This is a genomic window from Streptomyces sp. NPDC031225 (assembly GCF_055570355.1).
Genome location: NZ_JBVIHJ010000008.1, coordinates 141,458 through 163,716, shown reverse-complemented (window position 1 = coordinate 163,716; position 22,259 = coordinate 141,458). Strand labels below are relative to the sequence as shown.

The window sequence follows — 22,259 nt, the reverse complement described above, 5'->3', positions numbered from 1 at the left end:
CGGCCCCGGAGCACGTCACCACGGAAGAAAGACGTGCACGTCCTTGCCACGCTCGTCCGTCACCACGCTGACCTGGTCACACAGCGCGTGGATCAGGTGCCATCCGATGCCCCCGCCACCGGCGTGGGGATCGAAGGCGCGGGGTGCGGGCGGCGTGGTGTTGGTGTCGCGCAGGGTCACATGCACGCCGTCGAAGGTCCGCCGCATGCGCAGGGCGAACGGGCCGGGTGCGTACTGGACGGCGTTGGCGGCGAGTTCCGTGACCACCAGCAGGATGTCGTCCCAGTGCTCGGGACTGGCGGGAGGCACGCTCTCGCCCAGGTCGCAGAGGAACTCTTCGGCAGCGAGCCGCGCACCCGTCACACATTGCGGTTCGCCCGCGAAACGGGTGGTACGGCTCGGAATCGCCTCGGAAGTCAGTGTCTCGTCCCTACGCGGCTCGGTCGCCATGCCGCTCTCACGGCTTGGCGTCAACACGGCTGTGTCGGCTGTCTCGTTCTCTCTCGTGTCGCCACTGAGCCGTGTTCCCTTGGGCGCGCGGCCCAATCGTCCTCACCTCACCTGACGTGGTCCGCGGGCGACCGGTCACCTGAAAACGTCGTCCGAGTCGTCCCAGCTCAGCAGGTCGTCCGCGGGGTAGCGCCGGGCGCCGGCCGAGCGGGCCTGGTACATCGCGTCGATCTCCATCGCGTACCGGCGCACGATCTCGTCCCGGCGCAGCTTCATCGACGGCGTCAGCAGACCGTTGGCCAGGTCGAACGGCTCCGGCAGCACCCGGAAGACCCGGATCGACTCCGAGCGCGAGACCATGCTGTTGGCGGAGGCCACGGCTCGCCCGATCTCCTCCCGCAGCGCGTTCTCCTCCCTGGCCTCCCTCGCCGAGGGGTCCTGTTGCGGCGCCAGGACCCGGCGCCAGTGGGCCAGGTACACCGGGTCCACGGTGAGCAGGGCGCCCACACAGGGCCGGTTGTCGCCCACCACCACCGCCTGGTGGATGAGCGGATGCATCCTCAGCCGGTGCTCCAGGGCGGACGGGGCCACGCTCTTGCCGCTGGTGGTGACAAGGATGTCCTTCTTGCGGCCGGTGATCGTCAGATAGCCGTCGGCGTCCAGCCGTCCGAGGTCCCCGGTGGCCAGCCAGCCGCCGTACAGCGCGGCCCGGGTGGCGGCCTCGTCGTTGACGTAGCCCTGGAAGACCGACGGCCCGCGCACCAGGATCTCCCCGTCGTCCGCCACCCGCAGGTCCACGCCCGGCAGGGGCCGGCCGACGGTACCGGACTTCTCCCGGCCCAGCGGCTGCATGGTGATCCCGCCGCTGGTCTCCGTTAGGCCGTATCCGTCGTGCACGTAGACGCCGATGCCCTCGTAGAACAGGGAGAGTTCGCGGTTGAGGGTGGAGCCGCCCGACGTGGCACGGCGGGCCCGGCCGCCCAGCGCGGCCCGCAGTCTGCGGTACACCGTCCGCTCGTACAGGGCGTGCTGCAGGCGCAGGTCGAAACCGGGGCCGGGGCCCTCGCCCAGCCGCTGCCGCTCGCAGGCCAGGGCGAAGTGGCGTGCCGTGTCCGCGGCCCGCTCGAACAGGGCACCGCGGCCCGCCTGCTGGGCCGTGCGCAGGAAGGTCTTGTAGATCTTCTCGAAGAGCGAGGGGACGGCGTAGAAGTACGTGGGGCGGAAGGACTGCAGGGACGCCGCCAGCGCCTCCTCGCTCAGGTCGGGCTCGTGGGCCATGAGCACACCGCCCCGGATGCACACGCCCTGGATCATGAGGCCGAACACATGGGAGAAGGGCAGGAAGGCGAGGACGGACGGCTGCTGTCCCGGCGACGCCGCGGTGTGGCCCCAGCCCTCCAGGATCGTGTCGCAGGGGCTCGCGAGGCCGCGGTGGCTGAGCGCGCAGCCCAGCGGACGTCCCGTGGTGCCGGAGGTGTAGGCGACGACCGCCGTGGAGTCCGGCAGCACGATGCGGCGCAGCGACTCGACCGTGGCGAGCGGGATCACCTCGCCCCGCTCCGTCAGGTCCTCCAGCGCGGCCGCGTCCAGCTGCCAGACGTGCCGCAGCCGGGGCAGCGAGGCGCACACCGACCCGACCGTCATCACGGCCTGTTCGTCCTCCACCACCACGGCCACACAGCCGGCGTCCCGCAGGATCCACTCGACCTGCTCGCGCGACGACGTCGGATAGATCGGCACGACCTCGGCGCCGACCGCCCACAGCGCGTAGCTCAGGACCGTCCACTCGTAACGGGTGCGCGCCATGATCGCCACGCGGTGGCCGGGGGAGATCCCCGACGCCACCATCCCCTTCGCGAGGTCCATGACCTCGTCCCGCAGCTCCACGGCCGTGACCTCCTGCCAGCCGGCCGAGGAGCCCTCGGGACGGCGGGCGAGCACCGGGAGTGTGGGATCGAGTTCCGCCCTCTCGAAGACGCTGTCCGCCAGACCACCACTGGAGTGCGAGATGGTCCGGGGAGCGAGGGCGAAGTCGCGCATGCGCTGCTCCTGACGTGTACGGGCTGTGACTGCGCCGATGAGCTGGGTCATCGGCGGTGCTCGAATCTAGTCCAGGTCGGACCGGACGGTAACCGGAATACGGAAGTAGACGGTCAACGGTGATCCCGCCGTGATCGGGGGACTCGGAACGCATGAGCCATACGAACCCCGACCCCGAACCCGAGCGCACCACCGGCCTGGAACCGGGCGGTGGCGTGCCTCCGGGCGAGACCCCGCCCGCCGAGAGCAGCATGTGTCTCCAGGGGGCCGGCCCATCCTCGTCCCGACCGTCCTCGTAGCCGCGTTCTTCCTGGCGTACGCGATCGTGCCGGCCCTGTGACAGCTACGCCTGGGTCAGGCGCACGCACTCGGTGACCACGTCCCGCAGACTCCCGGTGCGCTCCAGCAACTCCCGTTGCACCCGGGCGCCGTTGCCGTACCGCAGCAGTCGGTCGCAGGCCTCGCGGGCCATGTCCAGGTCGCCGTTCTCGGCGAGCGCGTCCCCGATGTACTCCAGCAGGGCTCGCACCACCGTCTCCGCGGGCATGCGGTGCATCGTCGCGGGGTGCAGCAGCTCTTCCGTCAGGCCGGAGCGCGCGGCCCGCCAGGCCGCCAGCCGCAGCAGGCTCACGCTGTGCGTGACCGGCTCCCGCTCCGCCCGCCACTCGCGGGCTGCGGTCTCCACCAGGCCCCGGGCGAGGGTCGCCAGAAGCACGGGCGTGTCCGCGTGCAGACAGACGTCCGAGACCCTGATCTCCACCGTCGGGTAGGCCCGTGACAGCCGGGCATCGAAGTAGATCATCCCCTCGTCGAGGATGACGCCGGTCGCCACCATGCCCGCGACCCGTCGGTGATAGCGCTCCGCGGAGCGGAACGGTTCGGTCGGGCCGGCCGAGGGCCAGCGCTGCCACACCCGGCTGCGGTAACTGCTGTAGCCGGTGTCCTTGCCCTGCCAGAACGGCGAGTTGGCGCTCAGCGCGGCCAGCACGGTCAGCCACGGCTGGATCCGGTCGACGACGGCGACGGCCTCTTCGTCGGACTCGACGGACACATGGACGTGACAGCCCATGACGAGCTGCTCCTGGGTGGCGATGCCGTACTGCTCCGCCATCCACTGGTAGCGGCGCCCGACGCCGACGGAGGGGCTGACGGGCAACGGTGAGGAGGCCAGGGCGGCGACGGCACAGCCGCTCTCGCCGGCCAGCCGGGCGGCCTCCTTGCGGCAGCGCACGATCTCCGCGCGGAGTTCGTCCATGCCCGACTGCGGGTGGGTGGCGAACTCCAGCATCTGGTTGTGCAGTTCCTTCTCGAAGACGTCCTGGTCCGGCTCGCTCTGCTCGGCCCGCGCGAGTACGGCCGCGGACAGCGCCTGTGGTTCGCCGGTCTCCGGGTCGACCAGGAGGAGTTCCTCCTCCACTCCGACGGTGCGCACGTGATGCAGCCCTTCTGTGGCCCTCGGCGACAACGAGGATGCTCGGTCGAGATCGAGGATGCTCGACCGTGTACGACCCCGACTGCCCCGTTCGGACCGGTCGGACACCTCGAAGTCGCCGGGCGGCCTCAGCCGGACACCGGGACCAGCCACACCGTCGCGAGGGGCGGCAGGGTGAGCCGCAGTACTCCGTCCTCCGCCTTGACCGGGTCACGCTGGGAGAGGTCGCCGCCGCCGTACCGCGCGCGGTCGGTGTTGAGGGACTCCTGCCAGAGGGGAAAGCCGTCGGGAACCGTGAGGCGGTAGTCGTCGCGGACCACGGGAGACAGGTGGGAGACCGCCAGCAGGGGGTTGCCCGCCGCGTCGAACCGCAGGAAGGCGAACACGTTGTCCTCGGCCGCGTCCCCGGCCACCCAACGGAATCCGGCGGGGTCGCAGTCGCGCTGCCACAGGGCGGGGGTCGCGCCGTAGACCGTGTTCAGGTCGCGCACCAGATCGCGGACGCCCCGGTGGTCGGCCTCGGCCGGGTAGGCGGGGTCGAGGAGCCACCAGTCCGGGCCGTGGGCCTCGGACCACTCCGCCCCCTGGGCGAACTCCTGGCCCATGAAGAGGAGTTGCTTGCCGGGATGGGCCCACATGAAGGCCAGATACGCGCGATGGTTGGCCCGTTGCTGCCACCAGTCGCCGGGCATCTTGGACACCAGGGCCTGCTTGCCGTGGACGACCTCGTCGTGGGAGATGGGCAGGACGTAGTTCTCGCTGTAGGCGTACACCATCGAGAACGTCATCTCGTTGTGGTGGTACTTGCGGTGCACCGGCTCATGACTGATGTAGCCGAGGGAGTCGTGCATCCAGCCCATGTTCCACTTCAGGCCGAAGCCCAGGCCCCCGCTGTCCGTCGGCCGGGTCACGCCCTCCCAGGCCGTGGACTCCTCGGCGATCGTGACGACACCCGGTGCCCGGCGGTACACGGTCGCGTTCATCTCCTGGAGGAAGGCGACCGCGTCGAGGTCCTCCCGGCCGCCGAACACGTTGGGGGACCACTGGCCCGAGTCGCGCGAGTAGTCGAGGTAGAGCATCGAGGCGACGGCGTCCACCCGCAGCCCGTCCACGTGGAACTCCTCGCACCAGTACACGGCGTTGGCGACCAGGAAGTTGCGCACCTCGACGCGCCCGAGGTCGAACTCGTACGTTCCCCAGTCCGGGTGCTCGGCACGGCGCTGGTCTCCCGGCTCGTACAGCGGATCCCCGTCGAAGCGGGCCAGCGCCCAGTCGTCCTTGGGGAAATGGGCGGGCACCCAGTCCATGATCACGCCGATCCCGGCCCGGTGGAGGGCGTCGATCAGGTACTTGAAGTCGTCGGGGGTGCCGAGCCGGGAGGTGGGTGCGTAGAAGCCGGTGACCTGGTAACCCCAGGAGCCGCCGAAGGGGTGCTCGGCGACCGGCATCAGTTCGACATGGGTGAAGCCCAGGTCCTTGACGTACGCGGGCAGCTCCTCAGCGAGCTGGCGGTATGTCAGACCCTGGCGCCAGGAGGGGAGATGGATCTCGTAGACGGAGAACGGCGCCTCGTGCACGGGGACTTCGCCACGCCGTGCCATCCACTCCCGGTCGCCCCATTCGTAGTGCGAGGCGGTCACCACCGACGCGGTCGCCGGCGGTACCTCGGTGCCGCGCGCCATCGGGTCGGACTTGAGGAACCGGTGGCCGTACCGCGAGGTGATCTCGAACTTGTAGCGCGCGCCCTCGCCGATGCCCGGCAGGAACAGTTCCCACACCCCGGACGAACCGAGCGAGCGCATCGGGAACGCCTGGCCGTCCCAGAAGGTGAACTCCCCGGCGACCCGGACCCCTTGGGCGTTGGGCGCCCACACCGTGAACCGGGTGCCGGTCACCCCCTCGTGGGTCATCGGCTCGGCGCCGAGCGCCTTCCACAGCTGCTCGTGGCGTCCCTCGCGGATGAGATGGAGGTCGCTCTCGCCGAGGGCGGGCAGGAAGCGGTACGGGTCGTGCACCTCCTGCTCCCCGTCCGGGTACGACACCAGCAGCGTGTAGGCGGGGATCTCGTCGAGGGGGAACAGCCCGGAGAAGATGCCGTCACCCTCCGAGGCCAGCGGTCTGCGCTCGCCGTCGACGACGACGCTCACCGCGCGGGCGAACGGGCGCAGCGCCCGGAAGGCGATCCCGCCCCTGACCGGGTGGGCGCCGAGCAGCGCGTGCGGGTCGTGGTGGGCACCGGCCAGCAGCCGGGACCGCTCGGCGGGATCGAGCGGAGGGGCCGTGCCGCACCCGGCGGGTCCGGACGGCTCGGGCAGCGAAGTGTCGCGCAGGGCCACGGGTCAGTCTCCTCTCACGGCGAGGCGTTCGATCGCCGCCATCGGCACGGGCAGCCAGTCGGGGCGGTGTCGTGCCTCGTACAGGACCTCGTAGACGGCCCGGTCGGTCTCGTAGGCGCGCAGCAGACCGTGCTTCTTGCGCGGATCCCAGCCCGCGAGGGCGGCATAGCCCCCGCAGAAGGCCTCACGGCAGCGGCGCGCCCACTCCGGGCGCCAGGGGCGGCGCTGCCGGGCCGCGTAGTCGAAGGAGCGGAGCATGCCCGCGATGTCCCGCACCGGGGACTGGGCGGTGCGGCGTTCGGCGAGCGGACGGGAGGGTTCGCCCTCGAAGTCGATGACGAACCACTCGCGGCCCGCCCGCAGCACCTGACCCAGATGGAGATCGCCGTGCACGCGCTGCTCGGGCGGCCCGGCATCGCAGGTGGCCAGGGCGCCGAACGCGGTGCGCAGACCGGGCACGAACGGACGCAGCGCCGGCACGCTGTGCGCGGCGGAGTCCAGGCGCTCGGCCATCGCGGCCGCGGTGCGGCCGTTGTCGCCGTGGGTACCGCAGGGGAAGGCAGCGGCCAGCGCGAGGTGCACCTCGGCCATGGCCCGCCCCAGCTCGTGCGCCCGCACGGTGAAGTCGTCACCGGAGGCCAGCGCGTGCAGGGCCAGTGCCCAGCCGTCGGACGCGTCCCGCAGATACGGCTGCAGGACACCGAGCGTCGCCTCCTGCGGATGCGTGGTCCGCCACCAGGCCACAGGCGCGGGCACCCGGCGGCAGCCCTGCCCGGCCAGCGCGACCGGCACCTCCAGGTCGGGATTGACGCCGGGCTGGATCCTGCGGAAGACCTTCAGGATGAACGCGTCGCCGTACACCAGCGAGGAGTTCGACTGCTCGGCGTCCAGCAGCCGCGGCGGCAGCCCGGCGGGCACCGGCACCGACGGGTCGCACTCGAAGCGCAGGGGGCCGGCCGTGCCCGGCTGCCTGAGCCGCTCCAGCAGCAACTGCGCCGAGCGCGGGTCGTGCAGGGCGTCGTAGACCGTGAGGCCGGCCAGTGGGCCCTGTTCCACGCGGCCGATGAGAGCGCGGCCCAGGCGCGGCGAGAGGTGCTTCCGTACGCCGAGGAGCAGCTGGTAGCAGTCACCCGCCGGGGCGGCACCGCCTGGGCCGGACACGCCGCCGGGACCGGTGTGGACCAGCAGATGCAGACACCCTGGGAACAGCTCGGTCATCGACAGCAGACCGAGGTCGCTCACGGGCCGGTCCTTGCCCGCGAACCAGCGCTGCCGCGGCAGCCACTGGCGCAGCAGTCCGCCGAGCGAGGCCATGAGATCGGCCCCGAGCGCGGGTCTGGGGCTGAGGGATACGGTCTTCGGCATGGTGACGCGTCCTTTCGTCGGCACGCTCAAGGGCGTCGGCCGATGCGGGATGCGACTCGGGAGAGCCGGAACCAGTAGAAGCCGTGCCCCCCGAGGGTCAGCAGGTACGGCAGTTCGCCGATGGCCGGGAAACGGACCCCGCCGAACAGTTCGACCGGGTGCAGACCGTCGAACTCACGCAGGTCCAGTTCCGTCGGCTGGGCGAACCGGGAGAAGTTGTGCACGCACAGGACCAGGTCGTCCTCGTACTCCCTCAGGAACGCGAGCACAGCGGGGTTGGAGGACGGCAGTTCGGTGAAGGACCCGAGCCCGAAGGCCGGGTTCTGCTTGCGGATCTCGATCATCCGGCGGGTCCAGTGCAGCAGCGAGGAGGGCGACGCCATCGACGCCTCGACGTTGGTGACCTGGTGCCCGTAGACCGGGTCCATGATGATCGGCAGGTTGAGGCGCCCCGGATCGGCCGTGGAGAAGCCCGCGTTACGGTCCGGTGTCCACTGCATGGGGGTGCGTACGGCGTCGCGGTCGCCGAGCCAGATGTTGTCGCCCATGCCGATCTCGTCGCCGTAGTAGAGGATCGGCGAGCCCGGCAGGGAGAGCAGGAGCGCGGTGAAGAGCTCGATCTGGTTGCGGTCGTTGTCCAGGAGCGGGGCGAGCCGCCGCCTGATGCCGATGTTGGCGCGCATACGCGGGTCCTTGGCGTATTCGGCCCACATGTAGTCGCGTTCCTCGTCGGTGACCATTTCGAGGGTGAGCTCGTCGTGGTTGCGCAGGAAGATGCCCCACTGGCAGTTGGAGGGGATCGCGGGGGTCTTGGCGAGGATCTCCGAGACGGGGTAGCGCGATTCGCGGCGGACGGCCATGAAGATGCGGGGCATGACCGGGAAGTGGAAGGCCATGTGGCATTCGTCGCCGCCGGACTCGTAGTCGCCGAAGTAGTCGACGACGTCCTCCGGCCACTGGTTCGCCTCCGCCAGCAGCACGGTGTCCGGATACATCGCGTCGATCTCCTTGCGGACCCGCTTCAGGAACGCGTGACTGGCGGGCAGGTTCTCGCAGTTGGTGCCCTCCGCCGCGTACAGATAGGGGACTGCGTCGAGGCGGAAGCCGTCGATCCCGAGGTCCAGCCAGAACCGCAGGGCGGCCAGGATCTCCTCCTGGACGGCCGGGTTCTCGTAGTTGAGGTCCGGCTGGTGGGAGAAGAAGCGGTGGAAGTAGTACTGACCGCGGACCGGGTCGTGGCTCCAGTTGGACGCCTCGGTGTCGACGAAGATGATCCGCGCGTCCTGGTACTGCTTGTCGTCGTCGGCCCACATGTAGTAGTCGCCGTAGGGGCCGTCGGGGTTGGCGCGGGACTCCTGGAACCACGGGTGCTGGTCGCTGGTGTGGTTCATGACGAAGTCGATGATCACGCGCATGCCGCGCTGGTGGGCGGCGTCGACGAACTCCACGAAGTCGGCGAGGTCACCGAACTCGGGCAGGACGGCCGTGTAGTCGGAGACGTCGTAACCGCCGTCCCTGAGCGGTGACTTGAAGAACGGCGGCAGCCACAGGCAGTCGACACCGAGCCATTGGAGGTAGTCCAGCTTGGCGGTCAGGCCCTTGAGGTCGCCGACCCCGTCGCCGTTGCTGTCCTGGAAGGAACGGACCAACACCTCGTAGAAGACGGCTCGTTTGAACCAGTCGGGATCCCGGTCCCTGGCCGGGGTGTCCTCGAAGGTGTCGTGGACGGGCTCGTTGACAGTCACGCTCTGGACTCTCCGATCTGCGGTGCCGGCCTGCGGACCTGGAACACGTGCGCGGGTGCCCGGCCGGGCTCCAGGCGCACGTAGTTGCTTCTGCTCCAGTGGTGGGTCCGACCCGTCAGTTCGTCGTGCACGGACAGGGACTCGTGCCAGTCCAGGCCGAGTTGCGGCATGTCCAACGAGACCGTCGCCTCCTGGGTGTGGTGCGGGTCGAGGTTCACGACCACCAGAACCGTGTCGTCGCCCGTGCGCTTGCTGTAGGCGATGACCGCGTCGTTGTCGGTCGAGTGGAAGCGGATGTTGCGCAGCCGCTGGAGCGCGGGGTGACGCCGCCTGATGGTGTTGAGCCGGGTGATGAGGGGCGCGAGGGAGTCCTCGCTGTCCCAGTTGCGGGCCTTGAGCTGGTACTTCTCCGAGTCGAGGTACTCCTCGCCGCCCGCGCGCAGCGGGGTGTTCTCGGCGAGTTCGTAGCCGGAGTAGATGCCCCAGGTCGGCGAGAGGGTCGCGGCCAGGACCGCGCGCAGGGCGAACGCGGCACGGCCGCCGTGCTGCAGGTGCCCGGGCAGGATGTCGGGGGTGTTGGCGAAGAAGTTCGGCCGCATGTAGGAGGCCGCCTCACCCGACAGCTCACTCAGGTACTCGGTGAGTTCTTCCTTGGTGGTGCGCCAGGTGAAGTAGGTATAGGACTGCTGGAAGCCGATCTGCGCCAGCGTGTGCATCATCGCCGGCCGCGTGAACGCCTCCGCCAGGAAGATCACATCAGGGTCGCCGGCGTTGATCTCGGCGATCACGCGTTCCCAGAAGACGACCGGCTTGGTGTGCGGGTTGTCCACCCGGAAGATCCGCACCCCGTGGTCCATCCAGTACCGCAGCACCCGCACCGTCTCGGCGATCAGCCCGTCCAGATCGGCGTCGAAGGCGATCGGATAGATGTCCTGGTACTTCTTCGGCGGGTTCTCCGCGTACGCGATGGTGCCGTCGGCACGGTGATGGAACCACTCCGGATGCTTGTGCACCCAGGGATGGTCGGGAGAGCACTGCAGGGCGAAGTCCAGCGCGATCTCCAGACCCTGCTCCCGCGCCTGCCGGACGAACCAGTCGAAGTCCTCGATCGTGCCCAGATCCGGGTGGACCGCGTCATGCCCGCCCTCCGGCGAACCGATCGCCCACGGCACCCCCACATCCTCCGGGCCGGCGGACAGGGTGTTGTTGCGGCCCTTGCGGAAGGTGCTGCCGATCGGGTGGATCGGCGGCAGATAGACCACGTCGAAACCCATCGCGGCGATCGCCGGCAGCCTCCTGGCCGCCGTACGGAACGTGCCGTGCGGCCGCTCCGGGGTGCCCTCGGACCGCGGGAAGAACTCGTACCACGAGCCGAACAACGCCCGCTCCCGCTCCACCAAAAGCGGCAACGTCTCCGACGCCGTGATCAACTCCCGCAACGGATGGCGGGCCAGCACCGCGTCGACCTCAGGGGTCAGCGCCCCCGCCAGACGGGTGGCGACCGGCAGTGAGTCGTCGGCCAGCGTCCTGGCCGCCGCCAGCAGTACCGCGCGCTGGGGGCCCTCCGGGACGCCCGCCGCCGCATGGGCGTACAGCTCGGCGCCCTCCTCCAGGACCAGGCCGGTGTCGAGGCCGGCCGGCACCTTGATGCGGGCGGTGTGCCGCCAGGTGCGCACCGGATCGCTCCAGGCCTCGACGCGGTACGTCCAGTGCCCCTCGACGTCCGGGGTGACCTCGGCGGCCCAGCGGTCGGTGCCCGGGGCCATCTCCCGCATCGGGGTCCACGGGCTGTGCCGGCCCTCGGGGTCGGTGAGGACGACGTTCGCGGCGACGGCGTCGTGCCCCTCGCGGAACACGGTGGCGGTGACCTCGAAGGTCTCTCCCACGACCGCCTTCGCCGGGCGCCTGCCGGACTCGACGGCAGGGCGGACGTCCCGTACCGGGATGCGGCCGATGACCGGGGTGGAACTCATGCTCTCGCCTCCGTCGTGCTCGAGGCCGGGCGCTGAGGGCGCCCGGCCGGGGGTCGAAGCTGCGCCGGAAGGGTGTCACCTCCCCGCGGGGGAACGTTCTGTGGCTATCGGCGGACCCCGTCTTGCGACGGCGTCCGAACGGGGGAGGTCGCTCTGCTCCTGGAGATACGTCACCACGCTGCTCCGCAGATAGCGCTCGGCCGCGTCGGCGGCCTCGCGGGCGCAGCGCTTGCCCATCAGGACGCACAGCGTGTAGCCGGCGTCCTCGAAGGTGCTCCTGACGGTGCGGTCGGCGGGGGAGGCCAGCATCACGCGCTCCTGGGCGCGATACCGCCGCAGTTGCCTGGCGACCTCGGCTTTGGCCGGTAGCAGCATGGCGCCGTTCACCTTTCGTGCGCGACAGGGCTCGACAGGATTGGAGAGAGATCCTCACTCATGGTGCACGCGCGACGACCCAGCGTCTTGTTGGCGCTTCAACCACCTCGCTGGTCGCTCGTGTTGCACGAATGGCGTAGCACTCGCACTCTGGAGTCACTCTGAAGCGATCAGCGCTCACGCTCCGTTGTTCGGGGCCCGGCCCCGCGGGGGCCGGGAGGAGCGGGAGCTTCGCCGTGAGGAGCGACGATGAAGACCGCAGTGCCCTGCTACTACCACCTCGACGTGGAGGTCAGCCCGGAACGGGTCGGGCAGGTCAGGCGCATCCTGGCCGCCCACCTACGGCTCTGGGACCTGGACACCCTGGTCGAGCCCGTCTGCCGTGGTGCCGTCCTGCTGCTGAAGGCCATCGACGAGCACGCGACGGACAAGAACACCTCGATCGAACTGTGGTGGAACGGCCAGCACCTGATCACCGCCGTCGCCGAGAACGACTGCGACCTGCGCCCGGACCTGGATCTCCGTGCGTGCCTCGGACGCATCGCCGCGATGAGCGACGGCTGGGGCTGCTGCGCCACCGAGACCGGCAGCAAGGTCATCTGGTTCTCGCAGCGGGCCCGTTCCGGTGAGCGTGTCCCGCGCGTGCCGACGGTCCCGGCGCCCAGCCTGCGGGAGGTGCTCCAGGTGCCGCGTGCGATGCCGGTCGCGGCCCTGGCCTTCGGTGCCGTCGACGGCGGGCGCTGAGCGTGCCGGCGTCCGGGAAGAAGCCGTACAGGCAGCGCAAGGGGGTGCCCGCGTGGAGCGGGCGCCCCTACCCGCTGGGCGCCTCCTTCGACGGTGAGGGCACCAACTTCGCGCTGTTCAGCGAGGTCGCCGAGCGCGTCGAACTCGTACTGGTCGACGAGAAGGGCACCCACAGCGGCATCCCCCTGACCGAGGCCGACGGCTTCGTGTGGCACGGCTACCTGCCAGGGGTCGGGCCGGGGCAGCGGTACGGCTATCGGGTGCACGGCCCCTGGCAGCCCGAGTTCGGCCATCGGTGCGATCCGGCGAAGCTGCTCCTCGACCCGTACGCCAAAGCGGTGGACGGCCGGACGGACAACGACCCCTCGCTCCGCACACCCGAGGCCGACAGCGCCGGGCACACCATGCTCGGCGTGGTCACCGACCCGGCCTTCGACTGGGGCGACGACCGGCCACCCGGACGGCCGTACGCCGACAGTGTGATCTACGAGGCGCACGTCCGGGGCCTCACCCGCACCCACCCCGACGTCCCGCCCGAACTGCGGGGCACCTACGCCGGTCTCGCCCATCCCGCGGTGACCGACCACCTGACCTCGCTCGGCGTGACCGCCGTGGAACTGATGCCGGTGCACCAGTTCGTGCAGGACGGGGTGCTCCAGGACCGCGGCCTCGCCAACTACTGGGGCTACAACACGATCGGCTTCTTCGCGCCTCACAACGACTACGCCGCCCACGGCAGCCGAGGGCAGCAGGTCACCGAGTTCAAGGCGATGGTGAAGGCGCTGCACGCGGCCGGCCTCGAAGTCATCCTCGACGTGGTCTACAACCACACCGCCGAGGGCAACGAGAAGGGTCCCACGCTCTCCTTCCGGGGCATCGACAACGCCTCCTACTACCGGCTGGTGGACGGTGACTGGGGGCACTACTACGACACCACCGGCACCGGGAACAGCCTGCTGATGCGGCACCCCTACGTCCTTCAGCTGATCATGGACTCGCTGCGGTACTGGGTCACCGAGATGCACGTCGACGGCTTCCGCTTCGACCTCGCGGCCACCCTGGCCCGGCAGTTCCACGAGGTGGACCGGCTGTCGGCGTTCTTCGACCTCATCCAGCAGGACCCGGTGATCAGCCGCGTCAAGCTGATCGCCGAGCCGTGGGACGTGGGGGAGGGCGGCTACCAGGTCGGCAACTTCCCTCCCCTGTGGTCGGAGTGGAACGGCAAGTACCGTGACGCCGTACGGGACTTCTGGCGCGCCGAGCCGCACACACTCGGCGAGTTCGCCTCCCGGCTGACCGGCTCGTCCGACCTGTACCAGCACAGCCGGCGCCGCCCGCGCGCCAGCGTCAACTTCGTGACCGCGCACGACGGTTTCACCCTGCGCGACCTCGTCTCCTACAACGACAAGCACAACGAGGCGAACGGGGAGGGCGGCCGCGACGGCGAGAGCACCAACCGGTCCTGGAACTGCGGCACCGAGGGAGACACCGACGACCCGGCCGTGCTCGACCTGCGCGCCCGCCAGCAGCGCAACTTCCTGGCCACCCTGCTGCTCTCGCAGGGCATTCCGATGCTCTGCCACGGCGACGAACTCGGCCGCACCCAGCGCGGCAACAACAACGCCTACTGCCAGGACAACGACATCTCCTGGATCGACTGGCGGCTGACGGGTGAGCAGCGTGAACTCGCCGAATTCACCCGGCAGGTGATCGCTCTGCGGGCCGCGCACCCCGTCCTGCGAAGGCGCCGCTTCTTCCGCGGCGAGACGGTGACGCACGCGGGGCAGCCGCTGCCCGACCTGGTCTGGCTGCTGCCGGACGCCGCCGAGATGGCCGAGGCGGACTGGCAGCGCTCCGACGCGCACTCGGTCGGAGTCTTCCTCAACGGCGATGCCATCGCCGAGCCCGACCAGCGCGGGCGCCGGGTGGTCGACGACTCGTTCCTGCTCCTGCTGAACGGCTACTGGGAGCCCGTCGAGTTCCGGCTGCCGGACCTCACCTACGGCGAGCGCTGGACGACCCGGCTCGACACGGCCGAGCCGCAGGGCGCCGACGAGTCCGAGCACAAGGCCGGCACGGAGATGACCGTCGAGGCGCGCAGTCTGGTCCTGCTGTCCCGGCCCTCGCACGGGGCCGGGTGAGGGCCGGGACAGCAGGATGCAGCCCCGGGCCTCAGCGCGCGGGGCTGCAGCGCTCGGTGTTTCGACGCGCGGTGCTTCAGCGCGCGGTGCTTCAGCGCGTGCGCCGCGAGGTCACCGTGAAGCGGGCGCCGTCGGGGTCGTGCAGGACGGCCTCGTCGTCGTTCTGCGATACCACGCCGCCGCCGTGGGCCTCCGCGGCCTTGGCGCAGGCCACCACGTCCGTGACCGCGAAGTGGACCTGCCAGTGCGGCCTGATCGTGGGGTCGGGCGCCGAGCCCAGCGCCCCCGACTCGATCCGCGCCACGATGTCGCCCCCGCTGCGCAGCACCACTTCGCCGCCCTCGTAGTGGACCTCGCAGGCGCCGGGGCGCTCCGAGGCCCAGTCGAGGACCTCCCCGTAGAAGATCGCGGCGTCGAACGCGTCGCGGGTGTGCAGTCGGACGAAGGCCGGCTGGGCGTGGCGCCACACCTCCCAGCCGGCGACGAGCTCGCCCTCCCAGACGCCGAAGGTCGCTCCGTCACGGTCGGACAGCAGGGCGGCCCGGCCGGGCGGGAAGGACAGCGGGCCGACCGCCAGGGTGCCGCCGCGTTCCTGGACCCGGGCCGCTGCCTCGTCGGCGCTGGGCACCGCGAAGTACGGCGTCCAGGCCACCGCCATCTGCCACATCGACGCCACCGCCGCGATCCCGGCGACCGGGGTGCCGTCCACGAGCGCGACCCGGAAGCGGTCGCCCAGCTTGACCGACCTCCACTCCCACCCGAGGACAGCTGCGTAGAAGTCCTCCGTGGTCCGCTGGTCACGACTGGTCAGGCTCACCCAGCAGGGGGCGCCGAAGACATGGTGTGTGGAGACGGCGTCGGCGGTCGCGGTGGGTCGTCTCGAGGTGTGGTTCATGGCAGTCGCGTCCTGCTCTCGTCGGCCGGCGGCCACCGGGGGGTTTCACCAGTGTCCGTCCGGAACCGCTGGGGGCGCCTGCCGAGTACCCCCGGTGTGACGCCGAAACGGTGGCTCTTCCCTCCTCCGGCCCGGTGGCACGGACCCGCCCGAGTGACAGGATGGAAGGGTGTCAGCCGTACCGAACGAGCCCGCCGACGAGTCGCAGCGGGTCTTCGAGCTCCAGGAGCAGGTCGACCAGCTGAAGGAGGCCGTCGCCTCCCACGCTGTCGTGGATCAGGCCATCGGGATGGTCGTCGCGCTCGGCAGAGTGAGTCCGGACCAGGGCTGGGAAGTGCTGCGGGACGTCTCCCAGCACACGAACATCAGGCTGCGCAACGTCTCGGAACTGATCCTCATCTGGGGGCGCTCGGGAGAGATGCCCCCGGAGATCCGGGCCCGGCTGGAAGAGGCCCTCGACCGCCACGGTCCGACGCAGATCCCGGGGGCGCCGTCGGAGTGACGGCACCCGCGCGGCTCAGCCGGCGTCGGTCACGACCTCCTCGCGCAGCTGGGCGAAGCACGTGCTGAGCAGCCGGGAGACATGCATCTGCGAGATGCCGAGCTCCTCGGCGATGCCGCTCTGCGTCATGCCCCGGAAAAAGCGCAGGTACAGGATGGTCCGCTCGCGTTCCGGCAGGGCTTCGAGAGCGGGCCTGGCGGCCACGCGGTCGACGATCACGTCGTAGCCGGGGTCGGGGCCGCCGAGCGCGTCGCCCAGGGCGTAGCCGTCGGTGCCCGGCATCTCGGCCTCCAGCGACAGCGCCGTGAAGCACTCCAGGGCCTCCGCCCCGGTGCGCACCTCGTCCTCGGTCAGCTGCGCCCGCTCGGCGATCTCGGCGATCGTGGGAGCCCGGCCGGAGGTGGTCTGGGCGAGCTCCTTGGAGGCCCGCCGGACCCGGTTGCGCAGATCCTGCACACGGCGCGGTACGTGCAGCGTCCACATGTGGTCGCGGAAGTGCCGTTTGATCTCGCCGGTCACCGTCGGCACCGCGTACGCCTCGAAGGCGCTGCCCCGTGCCGGGTCGTAGTGGTCGACAGCCTTGACGAGGCCGAGGGCGGCCACCTGGTAGAGGTCTTCCAGGGATTCCCCGCGGCCCCGGAACCGGACGGCGATGCGCTCGGCCATCGGGAGCCACAGCTCGATCAGCTCGTCCCGCAGCGCCTTGCGTGCCGGGCCGTCGGGCAGCCGTGCCAGGCGCTCGAAGGCCTCGTTGGTGTCGGGGGCGTCGTTGTGGGGATGAGACTTCGTTCTGGTGGCGACCGGCATGTCGCGCACCTCCCTGAGCGGGTGCTGGGTGGACAGACACCGTGGGAGATCACGCGGGCCTTCGCGGGGACATCCGGGACCCGTTCGGCGGACTCCCACGGACGTGCCTCCTGTCCGAAGCACTTGTTTGCGAATTCCCGCTTTCGAATGAATTAAAACAGAAAATGCTAATAGACGGAAACCGGCAATAGGTCGTAGATGTCCACCTCTGCTCATGCGGAGCGCTTGCTTGACCTGCCCTTGGTCGAGATACCTCTTATGCAGAGATAATCTCGATCGCGTGGACGAACAGACCCTCCCGGAAGAACTGGCCGACGCACTGGTCGGCGTCCAGCGCCTGCTCAGACGCAGACTGCGCGCCGGACTGACCGCACCGCGGCTGCGCGGTGCCGAGGTCGAGCTGCTGCGCCTGGTGCAGTCGCGGCCGGGGATCGGCGTCTCCGACGCGGCCAAGGAGCTGTACCTCGCCGGAAACTCCGTCTCGACCCTGGTCAACCAGCTGGTCAAGGAGGGACACCTGATCCGCGAGACCGATCCGGCCGACCGGCGCGCCGCCCGCCTGCTGCTCACCGACAAGGCCGAGACACGACTGCGTGACTGGAAGCAGCGCCGGATCGCCCTGGTCGGACGGCAGGTCGCCCGGCTCGACGAGGCCGACCGGGAGGCCCTGCGCGCCGCGCTCCCGGCCCTGCGCGCACTCGCCGTCAACCTGCACGAGGAGGCCGAGGAGTCATGACGACCGAAGCTGTGTCCTGTACGGGGCTCGCCTACACGTTCGGCGACACCAGCGCAGTGCACGAACTGGACCTGACCGTCGAAGAGGGCGAGGTCTTCGGACTGCTCGGCCCCAACGGCGCCGGCAAGACCACCGCCATCCGCTGCATCACCACCCTGCTCCCCGTCCCGGCGGGCATGGTCCGGGTCTTCGGCCGCGACACCGCCGAGGACCCGATGGCCGTACGGCGTCTGCTCGGCTACGTCCCGCAGCAGCTGTCCGCCGACGCCAACCTGACCGGCCGGGAGAACGTCGCCCTGTTCGCCCGCGTCTTCGACGTGGCCCGCAGGGAACGCTCCGAACGCGTCGGCCAGGCCCTGGCCGCCGTCGACCTCACCGACGCCGCCGACCGGCTCGCGGGCACCTACTCCGGCGGCATGGTCCGCCGGCTGGAACTCGCCCAGGCCCTGGTCAGCGCGCCCCGGCTGCTGATCCTCGACGAGCCGACCATCGGCCTCGACCCGATCGCCCGCACCGGCGTGTGGGAGCACATCAACGCCGTACGCGAGGCGACCGGCATGACCGTCCTCGTGACCACCCACTACATGGACGAGGCCGACCAGTACTGCGACCGTGTCGGCCTCATGCACCGGGGCCGCATCCGCGCCCTCGGAACCCCCGTCGAGCTCAGACGGGGACTCGCCGAGAGCCGGGGCGCTGACACCCTGCCGACCCTGGAGGACGTCTTCCGTGACGTCGCCGGCAGCGGACTCGAAGACGAGGGAGGGGATTTCCGCGATGTCCGAAGCACCCGCCGCACCGCGAACCGTGTCGGCTGACCCGAGCGCGATCCATCTGCTGCTGCGCCCGCCGGAGCCCCGCGCGGGCTGGCGGCTGCTGCCCGCCCGGGTCGTGGCGATGTGCGCCGTCGAACTCCAGAAACTGCGGCACGACCGCACCGAGCTCTACACCCGCGCGGTCCAGCCCGCCCTGTGGCTGCTGATCTTCGGCCAGACCTTCACCCGCATGAGGGCGATCCCCACCGACGGCATCCCCTACATCGACTATCTGGCGCCCGGCATCATCGCCCAGTCCGCGATGTTCATCGCGATCTTCTACGGCATCCAGATCATCTGGGAGCGCGACGCGGGCATCCTCAACAAGCTCCTGGTCACCCCGACCCCGCGCTCGGCACTGACCACCGGCAAGGCCTTCGCGGCCGGCGTGAAGTCGCTGATCCAGGCCGTCGTCGTCATCGTCATCGCCGCCCTGCTGGGCGTGTCCCTGACCTGGAACCCGCTCAAACTCCTCGGGGTCGGGGCGATCGTGGTCCTCGGCTCGGCGTTCTTCTCCTGCCTGTCGATGACTATCGCCGGCATCGTCCTCAGCAGGGACCGCCTGATGGGCATCGGGCAGGCCATCACCATGCCGCTGTTCTTCGGCTCCAACGCCCTGTACCCGCTGTCGATCATGCCGGGCTGGCTCCGCACGATCAGCAGGGTGAACCCCCTCAGCTACGAAGTCGACGCCCTGCGCGGCCTCCTCCTGGGCACGCCCGCCCATCTCGCGCTCGACTTCGGGGTGCTGGCGGTGGCCGCCGCGCTCGGCATCACCGCGGCCTCCTCGCTCCTCGGCCGGCTGGCCCGTTGATCATGCGTGGGGAACGTGATGTGCGGCACGCCGGTGGAAGGGTTTTTCCGGCCGCCTGGCGGATTCTTCCTGCGCACGGCTTGATCAGCGATCAAAGGGGGTGAAGTACCTGGCCACAGCGCATTCTGCTCATTTGACAGTGCATTGAGCACACAGATAGGAAGCAGCTCTCTGAGGTCGATGAGGTGCACTGTGTACGAGCCGAACGTGGTCGGGGACTGGCTGGAGTACGACGAGCATGCCGGTCTGCGTGTCCGCGTCCACCGTCTGGAGGCGGCCGAGCCGCCGCGTGGACGCGACGACGCCGCTGAAGGGCTCACCTACTTCAGCGTCCGGGTGACCGTCGAGAACCGCGGCGAGCGGCATCCCACCGTCCACCTGGAGGACGGTCAGATCGACGTGCGGATCGGGCCCGACGGCGAGAGCGCCTTCATCGACTGGCGCAACTCGCAGTTCATCGAGGGCTTCGACGTCTATCCGCTGCGCCGCGTCACCGCCGTGCTGTTCGCGGCGGGACCTGAGGCGAGCCTGAACCAGATCGACGTGCAGATCCAGCTGCGGGTCGACGACGACTGGTCCGACCGGCGACTGTGGGCGGGCGGTATCGGCCTCGACGAGGGAACGGCCCACCCGGGCGTGGGCCGTGAGGGCCTGGCCTGCCAGGTGAGCAACTTCCTGCGGGACCAGGCCGAAGAGGGCACTGCCTGATCCCGTTTGGGTCTCAGTGCGGGATGCCGTCGATGATCTCGCGGGCTCCCTGACGCAGCAGCGCCACGGCGACCGAGGTGCCCAGGGTGGCCGGATCGAGCCGGCCCGCCCACTCGTGGGCGTTCAGCCTGGTCTTGCCGTCCGGGGTGAACACGCAGGCCCGCAGGGAGAGTTCGCCACCGTGGTCCGTGCGCGCGTACCCGGCGATCGGGCTGTTGCAGTGACCCTGGAGGACATGCAGGAACATGCGCTCGGCGGTCGCCTCCCGGAAGGTGTCCGGGTCGCCCAGCGCGCTGACCGTGTCGATCAGATCGGTGTCGCCCTCCCGGCACTGGAGCGCGAGGATGCCCGCGCCGATCGGCGGCATCATCGTCTCGGGGGAGAGGATCTCGCTGATCACGTCCTGACGGCCGATGCGTTCCAGGCCGGAGACCGCGAGCAGCAGCGCGTCCGCCTCACCGGCCGCCAGCTTCGCCAGGCGCCGGTTGGCGTTGCCGCGGAACGGCACGCACTCCAGGTGCGGATGGGTCACGGCCAGCTGGGCCACGCGGCGCACCGAGGAGGTGCCGATGCGGGTCCCGTCCGGCAGTTCGTCCAGGGTGAGGCCGCCCGGATGGATCAGCGCGTCACGGATGTCGTCCCGCTTCAGGAACGCCGCGAACGTCGTGCCGGCCGGGAGCGGTCGGTCGGCGGGCACGTCCTTCACGCAGTGCACCGCGAGATCCGCCTCACCGGCCAGCAGCGCGGCGTCGACCTCCTTGGTGAACGCGCCCTTGCCCTCGACGGCGGACAGGTCGCCCATCCACTTGTCACCGGTCGTCTTCACCGGCACGACCTCGGTGCGCACACCGGGGTACAGGGCGGTCAACTCGCTGCGGACACGCTCCACTTGGGCCAGCGCCATCGGCGAGTCACGGGAGACGATGCGAATCAGTTCCGGGAGGGACATGCGGGACACGATAGACCCTGCGGCGGGTCCGTGTTTGACGCTCAGGGAGCAATGGCCAGGAAGGAGGGCCCCGTTCGCTCGACTTGCTCGACGCGGGCGCCCGCCCGGCGGTGAGGTGTCAGCGGGGCGTCCATGAACACAGTGTCCAGTCCGAGCCTCGTGAAGATCTGCCCGGTCGTCATCGGCAGCCGGGCCCCGGGGTGTCCATCGCTGTGAAGGTCCGCTGCCGCGGTACGGCGGCGAACGGCCACTCCAGTACCGCGAGCGCCCCCACCGTGAGCAGCCCGCCGGCCAGGAACGCGCCCCGCATCCCGATCAGGGGCAGCAGCCCGCCCCCGAGCAGGGCACCGGCGGCCACGCCCACGTTGAACGCCGCCGAGTTGGCCGCCAGGGCCGTCTCGGTGCGCCCCGGGGCGACATGCAGCACCTGGCTCTGCGTCGCCATGAACGCCGGCGCCACCGAGGCCCCCAACAGCATGAGCAGTCCCACGGTCGCGACCTGGCTCCTCCCGACCGCGCACAGTCCGATCAGGGCCACGGCCTGCCCCGCCACCGGCACGGTCAGCGTCGCCCGCGGATACCGGTCCAGCAGTGGCCCCGCCACCGCGACCCCGGCCACTGCGGACGCCCCGAACGCCAGCAGGACGGCGCTCACCGCGTCCCGGCCGAAGCCGCTGACCTCGTCAAGGAAGGCGACGACGTAGGTGAATCCGGTGAACGCCCCCGTCACCGAGAGCGCGGTGGTGGCGAGCACGACCGCGAACCGGCGCCGGTCGGGGGCGGCACCGTACGCCGCGTGGCTCTCCCGTGGAGGGGAGGTCGGCAGGAAGACGGCCACCGCGACCAGCGACACGACGGCGAGCACCCCGAGCACCGCGAACGGCGTCCGCCAGCCACTGTGCCCGCCCAGCCAGGTCCCAGCCGGCACTCCCGCCACCGTGGCCAGCGAACCCCCGACCGACAGGAGCCCGATGATCCGGCCCCGGCGCTCGGGTGCGAAGAGACCGACAGCGACCGGCCCCATCACCGCCCAGAACAGCGCCTGCGCCAGCGCGGTCGCCACCCGGGCGGCCAGCAGCAGGCCGTACGACACGGCGGCGAGCGCGGAGATCCAGCACGCCGCCGCGAGCACCACGAGCAGGCAGGCCATCAGATGCCGGCGCGGCACGGACCGGGTGACGTGGGCCAGCGGCAGCGAAGTGACGGCCACCGTCAGGCCGTAGCCGCTGACGAGCGCACCCACCGCCGTGAGGGAGACCCGGAGATCGCCCGCCATCAGGGACAGAAGGCCCACCGGGAGGTTCTCGGTCGTGTTGAACGTGAACGCCGCAAGCATCAGCGCCGCGACGACGACGGCCCCGCGCCAGGGGACCGGACGTACGCTGCCCATTCAAGTGCCTTCCGGGGGAGGGGAGTCGGGGACGGCAAGCGT

The 22,259-nt window shown here is 70.5% G+C and carries 20 protein-coding genes; 8 read left to right on the top strand and 12 right to left on the bottom strand.

Annotated features, from left to right (window positions below; translation table 11 throughout):
• Positions 1-15: 15 nt before the first annotated feature.
• Positions 16-450: an ATP-binding protein gene (locus tag ACZ48Z_RS16155; protein ID WP_468736474.1), complete on the bottom strand. Its 435-nt coding sequence runs from the start codon at positions 448-450 to the stop codon at positions 16-18.
• 135 nt (positions 451-585) lie between these two features.
• Positions 586-2,490: an AMP-dependent synthetase/ligase gene (locus tag ACZ48Z_RS16150; protein WP_468736473.1), complete on the bottom strand. Its 1,905-nt coding sequence runs from the start codon at positions 2,488-2,490 to the stop codon at positions 586-588.
• A 152-nt stretch (positions 2,491-2,642) separates the two neighbouring features.
• On the opposite strand from ACZ48Z_RS16150, the gene ACZ48Z_RS16145 reads away from it, so the two are divergent.
• Positions 2,643-2,789, top strand: coding sequence for a DUF6480 family protein (locus ACZ48Z_RS16145; RefSeq protein WP_468736472.1), 147 nt, complete (start codon positions 2,643-2,645; stop codon positions 2,787-2,789).
• Between the two features lie 44 nt (positions 2,790-2,833).
• Here ACZ48Z_RS16145 and ACZ48Z_RS16140 read toward each other — a convergent pair whose 3' ends face one another.
• The 6 genes from ACZ48Z_RS16140 to ACZ48Z_RS16115 all read right to left on the bottom strand — a co-directional run bounded on the left by ACZ48Z_RS16140 (position 2,834) and on the right by ACZ48Z_RS16115 (position 11,716).
• Complete coding sequence (locus ACZ48Z_RS16140; protein ID WP_468736471.1) at positions 2,834-3,922, bottom strand: glutamate--cysteine ligase 2; 1,089 nt, start codon at positions 3,920-3,922, stop codon at positions 2,834-2,836.
• Positions 3,923-4,050: 128 nt separating this feature from the next.
• On the bottom strand, positions 4,051-6,258 hold the full coding sequence (gene glgB, locus ACZ48Z_RS16135) for a 1,4-alpha-glucan branching enzyme (RefSeq protein WP_468736470.1): 2,208 nt from the start codon (positions 6,256-6,258) through the stop codon (positions 4,051-4,053).
• Between the two features lie 3 nt (positions 6,259-6,261).
• Positions 6,262-7,623: a maltokinase N-terminal cap-like domain-containing protein gene (locus tag ACZ48Z_RS16130; protein ID WP_468736469.1), complete on the bottom strand. Its 1,362-nt coding sequence runs from the start codon at positions 7,621-7,623 to the stop codon at positions 6,262-6,264.
• A gap of 26 nt (positions 7,624-7,649) precedes the next feature.
• Positions 7,650-9,368, bottom strand: coding sequence for a maltose alpha-D-glucosyltransferase (gene treS / locus ACZ48Z_RS16125; RefSeq protein ID WP_468736468.1), 1,719 nt, complete (start codon positions 9,366-9,368; stop codon positions 7,650-7,652).
• The gene (locus ACZ48Z_RS16120; RefSeq protein WP_468736467.1) at positions 9,365-11,341 is read right to left on the bottom strand and encodes an alpha-1,4-glucan--maltose-1-phosphate maltosyltransferase; all 1,977 of its coding nucleotides are present in this window, start codon (positions 11,339-11,341) and stop codon (positions 9,365-9,367) included. Before ACZ48Z_RS16120 ends, treS begins: the two co-directional genes overlap by 4 nt.
• Before the next feature lie 75 nt (positions 11,342-11,416).
• On the bottom strand, positions 11,417-11,716 hold the full coding sequence (locus ACZ48Z_RS16115; RefSeq protein ID WP_468736466.1) for a DUF5133 domain-containing protein: 300 nt from the start codon (positions 11,714-11,716) through the stop codon (positions 11,417-11,419).
• A gap of 249 nt (positions 11,717-11,965) precedes the next feature.
• Between ACZ48Z_RS16115 and ACZ48Z_RS16110 the strand changes: the two genes are divergently transcribed.
• Entirely contained in the window at positions 11,966-12,460 is a 495-nt protein-coding gene (locus ACZ48Z_RS16110; protein WP_468736465.1) for a pep a2, read from the top strand.
• 44 nt (positions 12,461-12,504) lie between these two features.
• Positions 12,505-14,601, top strand: a complete 2,097-nt coding sequence (gene glgX, locus ACZ48Z_RS16105) for a glycogen debranching protein GlgX (protein ID WP_468736629.1) — start codon at positions 12,505-12,507, stop codon at positions 14,599-14,601.
• A 91-nt stretch (positions 14,602-14,692) separates the two neighbouring features.
• On the opposite strand, the gene ACZ48Z_RS16100 is transcribed toward glgX, so the two are convergent.
• Positions 14,693-15,496 (bottom strand): VOC family protein, encoded by an 804-nt coding sequence (locus tag ACZ48Z_RS16100; RefSeq protein ID WP_468736464.1) that lies wholly within the window; start codon positions 15,494-15,496, stop codon positions 14,693-14,695.
• A 169-nt stretch (positions 15,497-15,665) separates the two neighbouring features.
• Here ACZ48Z_RS16100 and ACZ48Z_RS16095 point away from each other — a divergent pair, with 169 nt between their 5' ends.
• Positions 15,666-15,998 (top strand): ANTAR domain-containing protein, encoded by a 333-nt coding sequence (locus tag ACZ48Z_RS16095; RefSeq protein WP_468736463.1) that lies wholly within the window; start codon positions 15,666-15,668, stop codon positions 15,996-15,998.
• A gap of 15 nt (positions 15,999-16,013) precedes the next feature.
• Here the strand turns inward: ACZ48Z_RS16095 and ACZ48Z_RS16090 are convergent, their stop codons facing one another.
• The gene (locus ACZ48Z_RS16090; RefSeq protein WP_468736462.1) at positions 16,014-16,805 is read right to left on the bottom strand and encodes an RNA polymerase sigma factor SigF; all 792 of its coding nucleotides are present in this window, start codon (positions 16,803-16,805) and stop codon (positions 16,014-16,016) included.
• 280 nt (positions 16,806-17,085) lie between these two features.
• Between ACZ48Z_RS16090 and ACZ48Z_RS16085 the strand changes: the two genes are divergently transcribed.
• The 4 genes from ACZ48Z_RS16085 to ACZ48Z_RS16070 all read left to right on the top strand — a co-directional run bounded on the left by ACZ48Z_RS16085 (position 17,086) and on the right by ACZ48Z_RS16070 (position 19,878).
• The gene (locus tag ACZ48Z_RS16085) at positions 17,086-17,541 is read left to right on the top strand and encodes a MarR family winged helix-turn-helix transcriptional regulator (protein WP_468736461.1); all 456 of its coding nucleotides are present in this window, start codon (positions 17,086-17,088) and stop codon (positions 17,539-17,541) included.
• The gene (locus ACZ48Z_RS16080; RefSeq protein WP_468736460.1) at positions 17,538-18,359 is read left to right on the top strand and encodes an ABC transporter ATP-binding protein; all 822 of its coding nucleotides are present in this window, start codon (positions 17,538-17,540) and stop codon (positions 18,357-18,359) included. Before ACZ48Z_RS16085 ends, ACZ48Z_RS16080 begins: the two co-directional genes overlap by 4 nt.
• On the top strand, positions 18,319-19,170 hold the full coding sequence (locus tag ACZ48Z_RS16075; RefSeq protein ID WP_468736459.1) for an ABC transporter permease: 852 nt from the start codon (positions 18,319-18,321) through the stop codon (positions 19,168-19,170). Before ACZ48Z_RS16080 ends, ACZ48Z_RS16075 begins: the two co-directional genes overlap by 41 nt.
• Before the next feature lie 192 nt (positions 19,171-19,362).
• The gene (locus ACZ48Z_RS16070) at positions 19,363-19,878 is read left to right on the top strand and encodes a hypothetical protein (protein ID WP_468736458.1); all 516 of its coding nucleotides are present in this window, start codon (positions 19,363-19,365) and stop codon (positions 19,876-19,878) included.
• 13 nt (positions 19,879-19,891) lie between these two features.
• Here the strand turns inward: ACZ48Z_RS16070 and hemC are convergent, their stop codons facing one another.
• Together hemC and ACZ48Z_RS16060 are read right to left on the bottom strand one after the other, a co-directional pair.
• A complete protein-coding gene (gene hemC, locus ACZ48Z_RS16065; RefSeq protein WP_468736457.1) occupies positions 19,892-20,827 on the bottom strand; it encodes a hydroxymethylbilane synthase in 936 nt (311 codons plus the stop codon).
• Between the two features lie 178 nt (positions 20,828-21,005).
• Complete coding sequence (locus ACZ48Z_RS16060) at positions 21,006-22,217, bottom strand: MFS transporter (protein ID WP_468736456.1); 1,212 nt, start codon at positions 22,215-22,217, stop codon at positions 21,006-21,008.
• Positions 22,218-22,259: the final 42 nt, after the last annotated feature.

Bases quoted from the DNA above. Each gene is read 5' to 3' on its own strand.
- ACZ48Z_RS16155 (WP_468736474.1), bottom strand. From the start codon at position 450: ATGGCGACCGAGCCGCGTAGGGACGAGACACTGACTTCCGAGGCGATT.
- ACZ48Z_RS16150 (WP_468736473.1), bottom strand. From the start codon at position 2,490: ATGCGCGACTTCGCCCTCGCTCCCCGGACCATCTCGCACTCCAGTGGT.
- ACZ48Z_RS16145 (WP_468736472.1), top strand. From the start codon at position 2,643: ATGAGCCATACGAACCCCGACCCCGAACCCGAGCGCACCACCGGCCTG.
- ACZ48Z_RS16130 (WP_468736469.1), bottom strand. From the start codon at position 7,623: ATGCCGAAGACCGTATCCCTCAGCCCCAGACCCGCGCTCGGGGCCGAT.
- ACZ48Z_RS16120 (WP_468736467.1), bottom strand. From the start codon at position 11,341: ATGAGTTCCACCCCGGTCATCGGCCGCATCCCGGTACGGGACGTCCGC.
- ACZ48Z_RS16115 (WP_468736466.1), bottom strand. From the start codon at position 11,716: ATGCTGCTACCGGCCAAAGCCGAGGTCGCCAGGCAACTGCGGCGGTAT.
- ACZ48Z_RS16110 (WP_468736465.1), top strand. From the start codon at position 11,966: ATGAAGACCGCAGTGCCCTGCTACTACCACCTCGACGTGGAGGTCAGC.
- ACZ48Z_RS16100 (WP_468736464.1), bottom strand. From the start codon at position 15,496: ATGAACCACACCTCGAGACGACCCACCGCGACCGCCGACGCCGTCTCC.
- ACZ48Z_RS16090 (WP_468736462.1), bottom strand. From the start codon at position 16,805: ATGCCGGTCGCCACCAGAACGAAGTCTCATCCCCACAACGACGCCCCC.
- ACZ48Z_RS16080 (WP_468736460.1), top strand. From the start codon at position 17,538: ATGACGACCGAAGCTGTGTCCTGTACGGGGCTCGCCTACACGTTCGGC.
- ACZ48Z_RS16075 (WP_468736459.1), top strand. From the start codon at position 18,319: ATGTCCGAAGCACCCGCCGCACCGCGAACCGTGTCGGCTGACCCGAGC.
- hemC (WP_468736457.1), bottom strand. From the start codon at position 20,827: ATGTCCCTCCCGGAACTGATTCGCATCGTCTCCCGTGACTCGCCGATG.
- ACZ48Z_RS16060 (WP_468736456.1), bottom strand. From the start codon at position 22,217: ATGGGCAGCGTACGTCCGGTCCCCTGGCGCGGGGCCGTCGTCGTCGCG.